This is a genomic window from Peribacillus sp. QJM3NY_7, from assembly GCF_056173225.1.
The window spans coordinates 1639744-1655082 of record NZ_CM149663.1 but is presented as its reverse complement, the minus strand read 5'-3'; the positions used below and the strand labels follow the sequence as shown (position 1 = coordinate 1655082).

The 15339-nt window shown below is 44.2% G+C and carries 13 protein-coding genes; 1 reads left to right on the top strand and 12 read right to left on the bottom strand.

What is annotated here, in order from left to right:
- Positions 1–193: 193 nt before the first annotated feature.
- On the top strand, positions 194–1915 hold the full coding sequence (locus AC0VX1_RS08060; RefSeq protein ID WP_475470672.1) for an Rqc2 family fibronectin-binding protein: 1722 nt from the start codon (positions 194–196) through the stop codon (positions 1913–1915).
- 46 nt (positions 1916–1961) lie between these two features.
- Here AC0VX1_RS08060 and pyrE read toward each other — a convergent pair whose 3' ends face one another.
- The 12 genes from pyrE to lspA all read right to left on the bottom strand — a co-directional run bounded on the left by pyrE (position 1962) and on the right by lspA (position 15249).
- On the bottom strand, positions 1962–2597 hold the full coding sequence (gene pyrE, locus AC0VX1_RS08055) for an orotate phosphoribosyltransferase (RefSeq protein WP_034313822.1): 636 nt from the start codon (positions 2595–2597) through the stop codon (positions 1962–1964).
- Entirely contained in the window at positions 2591–3307 is a 717-nt protein-coding gene (gene pyrF, locus AC0VX1_RS08050) for an orotidine-5'-phosphate decarboxylase (RefSeq protein WP_413021505.1), read from the bottom strand. The genes pyrE and pyrF overlap by 7 nt, the downstream gene beginning before the upstream one ends.
- Positions 3279–4220: a dihydroorotate dehydrogenase gene (locus AC0VX1_RS08045; RefSeq protein WP_413021506.1), complete on the bottom strand. Its 942-nt coding sequence runs from the start codon at positions 4218–4220 to the stop codon at positions 3279–3281. Before AC0VX1_RS08045 ends, pyrF begins: the two co-directional genes overlap by 29 nt.
- Positions 4217–4996, bottom strand: a complete 780-nt coding sequence (locus AC0VX1_RS08040) for a dihydroorotate dehydrogenase electron transfer subunit (RefSeq protein ID WP_054396938.1) — start codon at positions 4994–4996, stop codon at positions 4217–4219. The genes AC0VX1_RS08045 and AC0VX1_RS08040 overlap by 4 nt, the downstream gene beginning before the upstream one ends.
- Entirely contained in the window at positions 4993–8199 is a 3207-nt protein-coding gene (gene carB / locus AC0VX1_RS08035; RefSeq protein WP_057278431.1) for a carbamoyl-phosphate synthase large subunit, read from the bottom strand. Before carB ends, AC0VX1_RS08040 begins: the two co-directional genes overlap by 4 nt.
- Positions 8178–9284, bottom strand: a complete 1107-nt coding sequence (locus AC0VX1_RS08030) for a carbamoyl phosphate synthase small subunit (protein WP_413021507.1) — start codon at positions 9282–9284, stop codon at positions 8178–8180. Before AC0VX1_RS08030 ends, carB begins: the two co-directional genes overlap by 22 nt.
- Positions 9281–10567: a dihydroorotase gene (locus AC0VX1_RS08025; RefSeq protein ID WP_057278433.1), complete on the bottom strand. Its 1287-nt coding sequence runs from the start codon at positions 10565–10567 to the stop codon at positions 9281–9283. Before AC0VX1_RS08025 ends, AC0VX1_RS08030 begins: the two co-directional genes overlap by 4 nt.
- The gene (locus AC0VX1_RS08020) at positions 10530–11465 is read right to left on the bottom strand and encodes an aspartate carbamoyltransferase catalytic subunit (RefSeq protein ID WP_063576907.1); all 936 of its coding nucleotides are present in this window, start codon (positions 11463–11465) and stop codon (positions 10530–10532) included. The genes AC0VX1_RS08025 and AC0VX1_RS08020 overlap by 38 nt, the downstream gene beginning before the upstream one ends.
- A gap of 197 nt (positions 11466–11662) precedes the next feature.
- Entirely contained in the window at positions 11663–12952 is a 1290-nt protein-coding gene (locus tag AC0VX1_RS08015; protein ID WP_413008732.1) for a solute carrier family 23 protein, read from the bottom strand.
- A gap of 177 nt (positions 12953–13129) precedes the next feature.
- Entirely contained in the window at positions 13130–13711 is a 582-nt protein-coding gene (gene pyrR / locus AC0VX1_RS08010; RefSeq protein ID WP_057278480.1) for a bifunctional pyr operon transcriptional regulator/uracil phosphoribosyltransferase PyrR, read from the bottom strand.
- 157 nt (positions 13712–13868) lie between these two features.
- A complete protein-coding gene (locus AC0VX1_RS08005; protein WP_413008730.1) occupies positions 13869–14786 on the bottom strand; it encodes an RluA family pseudouridine synthase in 918 nt (305 codons plus the stop codon).
- The gene (gene lspA / locus AC0VX1_RS08000) at positions 14779–15249 is read right to left on the bottom strand and encodes a signal peptidase II (RefSeq protein ID WP_034313851.1); all 471 of its coding nucleotides are present in this window, start codon (positions 15247–15249) and stop codon (positions 14779–14781) included. The genes AC0VX1_RS08005 and lspA overlap by 8 nt, the downstream gene beginning before the upstream one ends.
- Positions 15250–15339 lie beyond the last annotated feature (90 nt).

Here is a 15339-nt window from a genome sequence, read left to right as displayed (position 1 = left end):
AAATAATGCTATAATTAAACAGAATTGCGGAAAGAAGAACGATCCGGTTAATTTTTTGAATGAACGAATTGTAATCATGATGAATGGACCAATTTTGTATTCACTATCAGGAAAATGGGCAGCCGTGATGCATTTATAACGCCCGGCAAAAATGAGTTCTTAGAAAATCTTATGTAAAGGAAGTAAAAATAGAATGTCATTTGATGGATTATTTACGAAAGCGATGACGGAAGAAATCGCTTCTTTATTAGAAGGTGGACGAATCAATAAGGTACATCAGCCTTATAAAAATGAAGTAATACTGGTTGTTCGTGCTGGAGGTAAGAACCATAAGCTCTTATTATCAGCCCATCCAAGTTTTTCGAGGGTGCAATTGACCGAAGAAAGTTATGAAAATCCCAAAGAGGCACCCATGTTCTGCATGCTTCTTAGGAAGCACCTCGAAGGCTATACGATAGAAAACATTTATCAATATGAACTTGATAGGATGATCATTTTTGAAGTGAAGGGCCGTAATGAGCTTGGCGATGTCTCTCAAAAGCAGTTAATCATCGAAATCATGGGGCGACACAGCAACATTGTTTTAGTAGATAAAGAACGAAATATGATTTTGGACAGCATTAAGCATGTTTCACATGCCGTCAACAGTTATCGGGCGATATTGCCGGGCCAGGAGTATAAGGCTCCACCCGCACAGGAAAAGAATGATCCCTTCAAGGCTACCGAGGACGATATCAGGAAGAATATTGACTTCAATGCAGGAAAGCTGGATCGACAGCTTGTTGCCCATTTTTCAGGGGTTTCACCATTAGTTGCAAAGGAAGCCGTCTACCGGGCCGGACTTGCCAACAGCACGACCCTTCCAACAGCCTTTTTAAAGATTATCCAGGAAATCACGGAACGGAAATATGCTGCCACGATCAAACAAGATGGAAATAAAGAAGTTTTTTATATGCTTTCACTAGAGCATCTGTCTGGGAATCAACGTACGTTTTCTTCATTGAGCGAGATGCTCGACCGCTATTACTTCGGAAAGGCAGAAAGAGATCGGGTTAAGCAAAAGAGCCAGGATGTAGAACGTTTCATTACTAATGAAATCGAAAAGAACTCAAAAAAAATCGGCAAGCTCGAACGTACATTGAAAGATACGGAACGCGGTGAACAGTATCAGTTGTTCGGTGAGCTGCTTACAGCTAATCTATATCAAATGAAAAAAGGCATGAAGGAAATAGAAGTCGTCAATTATTATGATGAAGAACAGAGTATGGTCACCATCCCGCTTGACCCATTAAAAAATCCGTCAGATAATGCACAAAAGTACTTCTCAAGATACCAAAAATCCAAAAATGCAGTCGGAGTCGTCCAAGAACAAATCGAAAAGACAAAATTGGAATTGACCTACTTCGAAGCCTTGCATCAGCAGCTCCAATCAGCGTCACCCAGGGATATAGAGGAGATTCGGGAAGAACTTCAGGAAGAAGGATACATTAGGCAAAAAAAGAAAAAAGGCATGAAAAAACCTGCAAATGCAAAACCGCAGCTTGAAACATATTATGCTACGGATGGAGATCTCATTTTTGTCGGGAAGAATAATAAACAAAATGATTATTTAACGAACAAGTTTGCACGCCGTGATGAAATATGGCTTCATACCAAAGATATACCCGGCTCACATGTTGTGATTCGAAATGAATCGCCAAGTGAAAAAACAATAAAAGAGGCCGCCGTATTAGCAGCTTTCTTCAGTAAAGCAAAGCAATCGAGTTCAGTGCCCGTTGATTTCACACAGGTTCGCCATGTTAAGAAACCGAATGGTTCCAAGCCCGGGTTCGTAATCTATGACCAGCAGCAGACCGTTTATATTACACCGGATGCCGATACTGTCATACGCTTAAAGGAAGCGGTAAAGGAGTAAAAAAATAGAGGGGGCCCAGTCCTGAGTGATTGGGCCCCCTCTATTTTCATGCCGAAATCCAAGCTGTATCAGCCGGATTCTCCCGCCATTTTTTTAGCTTTTCCAATTCTTCTGCCGTGATGTACCCTTTATCATTAGCGACTTTTATCAAAGTAGAGTAGTCACTCAACGAATGGTTAATAATGCCCTCAGCTTCGAATTTTTCTTTTCCCTTTTCCAATTCGTAAGTAAAGATCGAAACGACTCCTAGAACATCACATCCAGCCTCTTTCAGCGCGTTAACAGCAGTAATCACACTTCCGCCGGTTGAAATCAAGTCTTCTACAACGACCACTTTTTGTCCTGGAACTGCGCGGCCTTCGATTTGATTGCCCTTACCGTGCTCCTTAGCTTTGGATCGAACATAGCACATCGGTGCATTTAATTTTTCACTCACCCAAGCTGCATGCGGAATGCCGGCAGTTGCTGTGCCTGCAATCAGTTCAGCCTCAGGGAAATGCTGTTCAATCAAACCTTTCAATCCTTCCGCTATTTCATTGCGAACCTCTGGGTATGAAAGGGTCAAGCGATTATCACAATAAATGGGTGATTTAATTCCAGATGCCCAAGTAAAGGGGTCATTCGGCTGTAGGTACACTGCTTTTATTTCCAATAGATGTTCAGCTATCTTATTATTTAACATGATATTCCCTCCCAAGCTGCTTTCATATCCAAATACGCCCTTAATGGATCTGCCGCCCCCGTTATGGCTCTCCCTACAACGATGGCATCCGCTCCAAAATCCCTAGCTTGTTCAGGCGTGGCAATTCTCTTTTGATCATGCGTCTGTCCACCTGCACTTCGGATTCCAGGTGTAACGGTCAAGAATTCATGACCGATGCGTTCATGTATGTTCTTTACTTCATGGGTAGAACAGACGACGCCATCCAATCCTGCCTGTCTAGTAAGTTTTGCATAATGGAGGACCGAATCTCCCAGAGACCCGGCAATGTTTTGCTCAGCATTCATTTGTTCTTGTGACGTACTCGTCAGTTGGGTAACCCCAATGCATAATGGACGTTTTTTACCAGCGGACGTACCCTTATCCAGACCTTCCATGGCTGCTTCCATCATCTTTTGTCCACCTGCCGCATGTACATTGACCATGTCAGCGCCTAAAGCTGCCAATCCGGTCATGGCCATTTTAACGGTATTTGGAATATCATGAAGCTTCAAGTCCAAAAACACATCGTGGCCTTGCTCCTTTACGAAAGAAACGATTGATGGACCATTCTGATAAAATAATTCCATCCCCACTTTTACAGCCAGTTTTTCCGAATGGAACTGTTTTAGGAATGTCTCCGTTTGAAGGAGGTCAGGGAAATCAAGAGCGATTATTAGTGACTGTTTCATTTTGCTTCCAGCTCCTTCCGGTACATTCTGAAATATGGTCAAATCCCAGCTCATCCAACAATTTCGGTAATTCTTCGATGATGGTCGGGCATACAAAGGGATCCACGAAGTTCGCGGTTCCCACTGCAACAGCACTGGCACCCGCATAGAAAAATTCAATGACGTCTTCCGCCGTAGCGATGCCGCCCATTCCGATTATTGGAATAGAAACTTGCTGGCTAACCTCATAAATCATCCGGAGCGCTACAGGTTTTATTGCAGGACCAGATAATCCACCCGTTCTGTTAGAAAGGATCGGTTTGCCCGTTTTTAAATCCAGTCGCATGCCGACTAATGTATTTATCATGGTCAACCCGTCGGCCCCGCCATCTTCAACTGCTTTGGCCATATCCACAATATTACTGACATTCGGTGAAAGCTTCACATAGACTGGGACGGAAGATACTTTCTTTACCGCCTTGGTTACCTCTTTGGCAACTTCCGGTACCGTACCGAAAGCTATGCCTCCTTCTTTTACATTCGGACAAGAGATATTCAATTCAAGTGCTTTCACATTCCCCGCCTTGCTTATTTCACTGGCAACTTTTACATAGTCTTCTATTTGCGAACCTGCAACGTTGGCAATGATGGGAACATCATACCTACTTAGCCAGGCCAGCTCTTCACTGATGACCTTTTCCAAGCCTGGATTCTGCAGACCGATGGCGTTCAGCATTCCCGAAGAGGTTTCCGCAACACGCGGAGTCGGGTTGCCGAACCTCGGCTCAGGAGTGGTCGCTTTGATCATGATCGCCCCAAGAATATCCAAGTCGAAAAATTGACTGTATTCACGGCCGAACCCAAAGCATCCAGACGCTGGCATGACCGGGTTTTTCAAGTGTAATCCTGGTAATTCAACTGAAAGCCTGCTCATAATACCACCTCTCCTGCCCGGAATACGGGTCCATCGCTGCAAACCTTTTTATAACTGAAACCAGTTGGGTCATCCCCTGTATGACACACGCAAGCAAAGCAGGCACCGATGCCGCATCCCATCCTTTCCTCAAGGGACAGGAAAAGCTTTTTCTCACGATAGCCCGATTCCAAGGCTCTTAACATTGGTGTAGGCCCGCATGAAAAGATCGTTGCAAACTCTTGCTCCAGATTGTCTATTACCGTCGTAACAAATCCTTTTGTCCCGTATGAACCATCCACCGTGGCAATATAGGTATCACCTAATTCACTGAATTCTTTTTCGTAAAAGATGGCTGACTTGGTCTGGAAGCCCAATACATGGATTACCGTAACACCTTTCGCAACCAACATTTGTGATAATTGATACAGGGGCGGGACACCAATCCCGCCGCCAACCAATAATGCCGTTTCACCCTGTTTAGCCTCATGAACGGGAAATCCGTTGCCAAGGGGTCCAAGGATATCGACCGCTTCCGCCTCTTTACGCTGCGATAACAGTGTCGTTCCTTTACCTTCAGCCCGGTATATCATCGTGAACTGTTTTTCACTGCTGTTGTAAGAAGAAATCGAAATCGGGCGTCTTAACAATGGCTCAGTGCCTTCTGTTGTCTTGACTTGGACAAACTGGCCTGGTTGATTCATCTCTGAAACCAATTCACCTTGCAGGGTAAGTTCAAAGATGGACGGGGCCAGTTCCTTATGATTTAACACCTTCATTCTTTCCTTCTTGATCATATATAGCTCACCTCACGACTTTTTTCCGTTTTTCCCATTGCTTCTGCCGAGAAGGTCATGGATTCTATCACTCTTAAAATGGCTTCTGCCGTATCAAGTGATGTTAGGCATGTCACTCCATTTTCAACCGATTCACGTCGGATTCTGAAACCATCCCGTGCAGGCTGCTTACCTTTTGTCAAAGTATTTATAACAAATTGCGCTTCCCCGTTCCGGATGACATCCAGCAGGTTTGTACCTTCTTCGCCAATTTTTCCGACAATCGCAGTCGGAATTCCTGATTGCTCCAATAGGGCAGCAGTTCCGCTGGTGGCTATCAGCTTGAAGCCGATATTATGGAAACGCCTTGCTAAAAGCAGCGCTTCCTGCTTATCTTTATCCGATATCGTCAATAACACCGAACCATGCCCCTTGATCTTGAAACCGGAAGCGACCAGCCCTTTATATAAAGCTTTTTCAAGGGTGGTATCTTTCCCCATTACTTCACCAGTCGATTTCATTTCAGGTCCGAGTGAAATGTCCACACCTCTTAATTTCGCAAATGAGAAGACCGGCACTTTCACATAGACCCCCGTTTGTTCTGGCACTAACCCCGATTTGTAACCTTGGCTTTCAAGTGTGTGGCCCAAGATGACCTTCGTGGCTAAGTTAGCCATCGGGACATTCGTAATTTTACTTAAGAATGGAACGGTTCGGCTGGAACGTGGATTTACTTCAATCACATACACTTCTTCATTGCTGATGACATATTGGATGTTCAAGAGACCGATTATATTCAAGCCTTTTGCCAACCGGGTCGTATAATCAATGATTACTTCTTTTTGTTTTTCCGTTAAGTTTTGTGGCGGATAGACTGCAATCGAGTCACCTGAATGGACGCCGGCGCGCTCAATATGCTCCATGATCCCAGGGATAACGACCGTTTCGCCATCGGAAATACCATCCACTTCGATTTCTTTACCCGTTAAGTAGCGGTCTATCAGGACAGGGTGATCCGGATTTATTTTCACGGCATTTTTCATGTAATGCAGCAATTCTTCTTGTTTATAGACGATTTCCATCGCTCTTCCTCCGAGGACATACGATGGCCTTACTAAAACCGGGTACCCGATATCTTCAGCGATGACGATCGCTTCATCAACCGATGTTGCAGTTTTACCCTTTGGCTGGGGAATGCCTAAATCCTGAAGTGCTTTTTCGAATTTATTGCGATTTTCCGCCCTATCCAGGTCTTCAAGTGAAGTACCTAGGATTTTCACTCCTCTTTCAACCAGACCATCTGCAAGGTTGATTGCTGTCTGTCCGCCAAACTGGACGATGACCCCTTCCGGTTTTTCCAAATCGATGACATGCATGACATCTTCAATAGTCAATGGTTCGAAATAAAGTTTGTCGGAGATACTGAAATCCGTCGAAACTGTTTCGGGATTGTTGTTGATGATGATCGCTTCATATCCCGCTTCCTTAATGGCCCATACCGAGTGTACGGTCGCATAATCAAACTCTACTCCTTGCCCGATCCGAATTGGGCCTGATCCCAGAACAATGACACTTTTCTTGTCAGTGACGATGGATTCATTCTCATCTTCGTATGTCCCATAAAAATACGGAGTTTCCGATTCGAATTCGGCAGCACATGTATCAACCATTTTGTAAACAGGGATGATTCCTTGCTGTTTCCGGTATTCATAGACATCAATTTCGGGAACTCCCCATATTTCCGCGATCGTTTTGTCAGAAAACCCTAGTTCTTTAGCCTTTTGCAATACTTCACAATCAAAAGAATGTTCTTTAAGCTGCTTTTCAAAGTCGATTATCTTTTTCAACTTATGCAAGAAGAATAAATCGATCTGGCTCCATTCGTGGATGGTTTCGATCGTTTTTCCCCTTCTTAACGCTTCACCGATATAGAATAACCGTTCATCTCCGGCTTTTCTGATCCGTTTCTCTATCTTTCCATCCTCAAACTCGTCATTCAAATTAAGGTGGAATATACCCGCTTCAAGGGAACGGACAGCTTTTAAGATTGATTCCTCGAATGTACGGCCGATTGCCATGACTTCTCCGGTCGCTTTCATTTGGGTACCGAGCCTACGGTTGGCGCTTTCGAACTTATCGAAAGGCCAGCGCGGAATTTTCGTAACGACATAGTCCAGTGCAGGTTCAAAGCTGGCATAGGTTTTGCCAGTGACAGGGTTCATCATCTCATCGAGCGTCAAACCAACGGCTATCTTTGCTGCTAGCTTTGCAATTGGATAACCAGTCGCTTTTGAAGCAAGTGCCGAAGAACGGCTGACCCTTGGGTTCACTTCAATGACATAATATTGATAGCTGTTTGGATCTAGCGCAAGCTGAACATTACATCCACCTTCAATTTTCAAGGCGCGGATAATCTTCAAAGACGTATTTCGAAGCATTTGATACTCTCTGTCACTTAATGTTTGGCTTGGTGCCGCAACGATTGAATCGCCTGTATGGACACCGACAGGATCGAAGTTTTCCATATTACAAACGACTATTGCATTATCATTGGAATCACGCATCACTTCATATTCCACTTCTTTGAAACCGGCAATGCTCTTCTCAAGCAGACATTGGTGAACCGGGCTGCTTTTCAGGCCACCCTCAACGATCTCGATAAGCTGCTCTTCGTTATCACAAATCCCACCGCCTGTTCCGCCAAGCGTGAAGGCTGGACGAACAATGACCGGGTAGCCGACTCGTTCAACGAATGTATACGCTTCTTCCAAGTTATGAATAATGTCGCTGTCAGGCACTGGTTCCCCAAGATCGTTCATTAGCGTACGGAAAAGGTCACGGTCTTCCGCTTGTTGTATAGCTGAAAGTTTGGTCCCAAGAATTTGGACATTGCATTCTTCCAGAATTCCTGATTCGGCAAGCTCAACTGCCATGTTCAAGCCAGTCTGTCCGCCCAAGGTAGGTAACAGTGCATCCGGGCGCTCTTTACGAATGATTTTGCTGACAAATTCCAATGTGATCGGTTCGATATAAACCGCGTCAGCCATTTCAGTGTCTGTCATGATTGTCGCAGGGTTAGAGTTAATCAGGATCACTCGGTAGCCTTCTTCTTTTAAGGCTATACACGCTTGGGTTCCTGCATAATCGAACTCGGCGGCCTGTCCGATGACGATCGGACCGGAACCAATTACTAGGATGCTTTTTATATCATTGCGTTTTGGCATGTTTTTTCCCCCTTGTTGGTTGCAGCTTCAATCATTTGTAAGAATTCATTGAATAAGTAGTTGGCATCTTCCGGACCTGGCGATGCTTCCGGGTGATATTGTACGGTGAAAGCCGGATACTTTTTATGGCGCAGGCCTTCAATCGTATCGTCATTCAATGCTGTATGTGTCACAATAAGATCTGTACTTTCAATGGAAAGCTCTTCAACTGTATATCCATGATTTTGAGATGTGATGGATACCTTTCCGGTACGAAGGTCCCTGACCGGATGATTCGAACCTCGATGGCCGAATTTTAATTTTGCCGTATCCGCCCCGTTTGCAAGTGCGAATAATTGATGTCCTAAACAGATTCCGAATAACGGTACTTGCGTTTGGATTGTACGGATCATTTCGAGCGTCTCATGAACACTTTTCGGATCTCCAGGGCCGTTTGAAAGCATTACGCCATCCGGATGGTATTGCATCACTTCTTCGGCCGTGACGTTATAAGGTACAACCACGACATCACAGCCGCGCTTCGTCAACTCACGTAAAATCCCATGCTTCATGCCGTAGTCTACAAGAACAACCCGCGGGCCTCTGCCCGGGCTGGAATAAGGTGCTTTTGTTGAAACCTGTTTTACCTGATTAGAAGGAATCACCGTTGCCTTCAATTGGGAAACCACTTCATTTACATCTTTATTGATATTGCAAAGCGCCCCTTTCAGTGCACCTGATTTCCTGATGATTCTTGTCAGCTTTCTCGTATCGATTCCGCTTATTCCAGGTATGTTCTTCATTTTCAGATATTCATCTAGTGATAGTTGGTTTCGCCAGTTGGAAGGAAGTTCTGCTGTTTCCTTAACGACGAATCCTGCTATCGCTGGATTGATGGATTCAAAGTCATCGCGGTTTATCCCGTAGTTCCCGATTAATGGATACGTAAGTGTAACGATTTGACCGCAATACGATGGATCGGATAGAATCTCTTGGTAACCCGTCATTCCTGTGTTAAAAACGACTTCACCTATTTTTTCTACGTCCCCTCCGAATGCTTCCCCAAGGAATACTGTCCCATCTTCTAAAATTAGCTGTCTTTTCATCCTTGAACACGTCCTTTTTCCCAAGCTATTTTTCCTTCTGCAATCGTCATGACTGGCCAGCCATAACATTTCTTTTCATTAAAAGGTGTATTTTTCCCTTTTGAAGCAAACTCTTCAGCATTGATTTCTTTTTCTGTTTCCAAATCGATGAGTACGATATCCGCAGTAGCACCTTCTTTTAGCTCTCCATAAGGAAGGGAGAAGCTTTCGGATGGTTTGATTGTCATGAAATCGATCAATTGCTTTAATGTTATGATGCCCTTTTTAACCAATTCGGTGTAAAGCAGCGGGAAGGCCGTTTCCAATCCTACTATTCCGAAAGGAGCCAGCTGCATTCCCTGCGCCTTTTCCTCTGCCGCATGCGGGGCATGGTCTGTTGCTATAAAATCGATGGTTCCGTCAAGCAATCCTTCTATCAACGCATCCCGATCTTCACGGCCCCTTAATGGCGGGTTCATTTTATAATTCGTATCAAGTCCCGGTATATCATCTTCACACAATAATAAGTGATGCGGTGTAACTTCGGCGGTGACACGGATACCGGCCCGTTTGGCATCCCTTACCGTCCTTACCGATTCCTTCGTGGAAATATGGCAAACGTGATAATGGCAGTCCGCCGCTTCGGCAAGAAGGATATCCCGGGCGATATGTACAGCTTCACATACCGACGGAATCCCATTGATTCCCTGTTCTTTTGAGAATCTTCCTTCATGGACGGAGCCTTTATTGATTAAGCTATTGTCTTCACAATGAGCAACAATGGCCATATCTTGAGCGGCTGCCCGTTTCATCGCTTCCAGCATCATCCCGGCTTCTTGAATTCCTACGCCATCGTCCGTAAAGGCGAAAGCACCCGTTTGTTTTAGTGAAGCAAAGTCGGTCAGCTCCTTGCCAGCTTCCCTAATCGTGATGGATGCATATGGGAGTACCCTGACATGAGCCGTTTCTTCAATTTTCCTGTTAAGCGCTTCTAGGTTCTCCACTGTATCAGGAACTGGCCTAGTATTAGGCATCGCCGCTACCGTAGTGAAACCGCCTCTTGCCGCTGCAAGCGTCCCGCTTGCGATTGTTTCCTTATGTTCGCCGCCCGGTTCGCGTAAATGGACATGCAGGTCAACAAGCCCAGGTGTAATCAGTAATCCTCCAGCGTCAACTACGTTACAATTTTCCGTCTCCAAGTTCTCGCCGATCTTTGTGATGACCTTGCCTTCTATCTCAATGTCCGCTTTTTTGAATGAGTTTTGATTATCTAGCAATACTCCATTTTTGATTACTGTTTTCATGGATGTTTCCCCCTTCGGTTTGTTCAAGCACATTTTTTAATACGGCCATTCTAATGAATACGCCATTTTCCATTTGTTTAAAAATTCTCGAGCGGCTGCATTCGACTAAATCACTGTCTATTTCAACACCGCGGTTTATTGGTGCAGGATGCATGATGATCGCATCCGGTTTCATATTTTTTTCACGTTGTTTGGTCAGGCCGAATTTTTCCAGGTAATCTCCATTTGCCTGATCGTATTTATCAATATGCCTTTCATGCTGTATTCTGAGCAGCATGACCACATCCGATGTAGCTACCGCATGATCGATGTCTTCATACCTTCCTAAACTGTTTGATCTGTCAAACCATTCAGGCGGGCCCGAAAATACGACATTCGCTCCTAAACGAGTCAGTGCTTCTGCATTAGATTTCGCAACCCGACTATGCCTTACATCACCGATTATCGCAATCTTAAGACCTTTGAAACTTTTAAACTCTTGTTTAATCGTCAATAAGTCCAGTAATGATTGGGTTGGGTGATTTCCGCAGCCATCCCCTGCATTGATTATTGGAATCCCGATCTTCTCATTCAATTCATCAAAATAATTATCCTGTTCATGACGGATGATCAAGGCATTTACACCTATCGCTTCTAACGTTTTAACTGTGTCATATAAGGTTTCGCCTTTTAACACGGATGATGTACCCGCATCAAAAGGAATGACCTCAAGTCCCAATTTTCTTTCAGCCATTTCAAAGCTTGATTTTGTACGTGTACTTGGTTCAAAGAAGAGATTGGCAACTGTGGTCAGCTGCTTTGGAATCCAGCTGGCTCCGTTGGCAAAACACTCTGCCTCATGTAAAATCCTTTCAATTTCACTTATTGTCAATTCATTCATGGTCAATAATTTTTTCATCGATCCTGCTCCTCTCACATTTGTGATGCGGGGCATAAAAAACACCCCGCCATTAAGGACAGGGTGTAGGTCATAAAGATTGTGAGGACACGGATTGGTTTACACTTTTCCCCGTTCTCATTCATCTTTACAGCAACACCCTTTTAAGCCTCTCTGGACTTCTTTTAAAAGGTGATCTATTGTTTTGATGCAATATCTTATTTTCCAAATATATCTCCGGATATTTTTTCCCGGTCAGGAAGAATCAAGTTAAGAAGGATTCCGACGATGGCTGAAAGTGCCATTCCGGAAAGCGATACCGTTTCCGATAGTTGTACAAACGCTCCTCCGATTCCTAACACCAGGATGACTGAAGCTATCATCAAGTTTCTTTTTTTGTCAAAGTCGACCTTATTATCAATCAGCATCCTCAATCCACTTGAGGCGATGATACCGAAGAGCAAGATGGAAATGCCGCCCATCACAGCTGTAGGTATCGAGCTTATGACTGCTGAAATCTTACCGTTAAAGCCAAAGATGATTGCAGTCAATGCTGCCCCTCCGATGATATAGACACTGTACGCCTTCGTCATGGTCAGGACCCCAATATTTTCACCATACGAAGTCAGCGGCGGCCCACCGATGAAGGACCCAATCATGATTCCTGCGCCATCTCCTAAAATCGAGCGATGCAAGCCTGGCTTTTCCAAAAAGTTTCTGCCAACTACTTTGCTCAGTACCATCTGATGTCCGATATGTTCTGATAAAGTTACGATGGCAACCGGTACCATGATGGCAATGACTTCCCATGAGAAGGTAGGTGTATATGTTACATACGGAAACATGAATTCAGGCATTTCCCACCATTTTGCTGCCTTGATCGGTTCATAATCTATTATTCCTGCTACAGCCGAACAGCCGTAGCCCACTATGATTCCCATTAAAATGGGGATCAAGTTAATGAATCCCTTAAAGAACACGTTGCAGATGATGGTTACCGCTAAAGTGATCAGCGCTATAATTATATAAGTGCCGCTATATTTATCTTGCGGATCATACATTGCCATGTCCACTGCCGTTCCGGCAAGGCTTAATCCGATTACGATAATCACCGGTCCCACCACAACCGGAGGAAGTATGTTCATTAACCAGCGCAAACCTACTTTCTGGATGATCAAAGCTACAATCCCATATATGAACCCTGCCGCAAAACAGCCAATCATGGCCGCTTCCGGACCTCCCAAAGCCTTAGCCGCGATGATTGGCGTAATGAAAGCGAAAGATGAACCGAGATAAGCTGGTATCTGACCTTTCGTTATCAGTAAGTATGAAAGTGTTCCCAACCCGCTTGATACCAGTGCTACCGCCGGGCTTAAACCTACCAGGAATGGCACCAGCACCGTTGCACCGAACATGGCGAACAAATGCTGGATGCTTAACGTAATCCACTGTCCAGCCTTTGGCACGTCCTCGACATCCAGTACGATGTCCCTTTTCGTTTCTTCCATTTCCGTATCCCCCTCATGAAAATTCCATCAAAACTGTAAAAACCCTCTTTGCTATATACAAAGAGGGTTTCTCAGAAGGTAAATGCCTATGCATAGGGCACAGCTCTTCCGATTGACTCCCCTTTGCCAGCCTCTCTGGACTGTCTTTAAAAGGGTAATATGAAATTTTCATGGTGTTTAGTTTTCTAATATAGTAACTTGATCTACTTGATCTACTTCTGTTAAAGTAACTGTAATTTTTTCAGATTGTGAAGTCGGAACGTTTTTACCGACGAAATCCGCGCGAATCGGCAATTCCCTATGTCCCCTATCCACTAATACGGCAAGCTGGATCTGCGAAGGTCTTCCCAAATCCACCAGAGCATCCATTGCGGCTCTAACGGTTCTGCCTGTGAAAAGAACATCATCCACTAAAATCACTTTCTTGTCAGTGATATTGACCGGAATGTCAGAGCCTTTTACGATGGGTTCCCCATCATTGCTCTTTTTCGAAAGGTCGTCGCGATAAAGCGTAATATCCAGTTCACCCAGCTCTATTTCCTTGCCTTCTATTTGATTGATGCGCTTCGCAAGTCGGTCAGCGAGGAAAATCCCGCGTGTACGTATCCCGATTAAGACGCAATCCTCAATCCCCTTATTTTTCTCAATGATTTCATGGGCAATCCTCGTCAAGGCTCTGCTAATGGCCTGCTCATCAAGTACTATGGCTTTCTCATTCAACACGTCGGCCACCCCGATTCTTTTTTCTGATAAGTCCATTTCAACAAAAAAATCCTCATGCCAAGAAGGCATGAGGATTTTACCGCCGTGGGCATAATTATCCCACTTTGCGTATCCGTTTCCTTCTCAGTCTCTCTGAACTGTGTTAAAGGTTCTTATTAAGTTGTTATTATAATATATCAAAAAAGTGAATGTGTCAATCCTTACTTCTACGTAATTGATTAATTAGATTTTCAAACTCCTCCGGAATCGGAGCTTCGAATTCCATATACTCATTAGTACGTGGATGAATGAAACCTAGAAGACCGGCGTGCAACGCTTGTCCATCCAATTTCAGGGTCTTTTTCGGACCATATTTCGGATCTCCCGCCAGTGGGAAGCCAATGTATTTCATATGAACACGGATTTGATGTGTCCTTCCCGTTTCAAGCTGGCATTCAACCAAAGTGAAATCTTTGAAGCGTTCGATGACACGGAAATGGGTGACGGCATTTTTGGCATTCGAATCTGTGACAGTCATGCTTTGGCGATCTTTTTTATCGCGGCCGATCGGTGCATCGATCGTTCCAAAATCATGAGGGATCACACCATGAACTACAGCTTGATACTTACGGGTAACCGTTTTGTCAACGAGCTGCTGTACCAGTTTCTCATGTGCCATATCATTTTTGGCAACCATCAATAGACCTGATGTATCTTTGTCGATCCGATGGACGATTCCAGGACGCATGACACCGTTGATTCCAGAAAGATCCTTGCAGTGAGCCATCAATCCATTTACAAGCGTGCCAGATACATGTCCCGGTGCCGGATGGACGACCATACCGCTCGGTTTATTAACCACGAGTACATCTGCATCTTCATAATAGATATCCAAATCCATTTCCTCTGCTACCGCATCCAATACCTCAAGTTCTGGAATCGTCACTTCGATTGTATCGCCAGTAACAGCTTTGTAATTCGTTTTAATAACCGCGCCATTTACCAAAACATGATCTTCCTTGATCCATTGCTGGACCTGAGTGCGAGACCATTCCTCATTCAAAGTGGAAAGGGCCTTATCAATCCTAACTCCTTTTAGTGTTTCATCGATGCTGTATAACCTTTTATCCATTATCTTTCTCCTTAGCGTTTTTTTCTTCTAAAAACATATGAATCACGAGCAGTCCGACACCAATTGAAAGCGCAGCATCAGCAACATTAAATACCGGGAAACTGTAGCTGAAAATATAGGTATGAACGAAATCCACTACTTCCTGACGAGCAACACGATCGATGAAATTACCAATCGCACCGCCTAGCATGAGACCAAGTGCAACTCCAAGTAAAATGCTTTCCTTCGCCATTTTCTGAATATAATAGACAAGTCCAATGATGACAGCGATGGTGATGATGTAGAAAAACCACATTTGACCTTGTAGAATTCCCCATGCTGCCCCACGATTACGATGCGAGGTGATATATAGAAGGTTTTCAATAATTTCAATGCTTTCTCCGTACTCCATTTTTTTCACAATCATCCATTTTGTCAGCTGATCGAGAGCTATGACCAAAAGGGCAATCAAATAATAAAACACATTTTTTCCCCCAAACTAATCAAATCTTCACTTTTGAATTGTAGCATAAACTAGAAATAATGACTAATCCGAAAAACAGAAGTCCGCTAA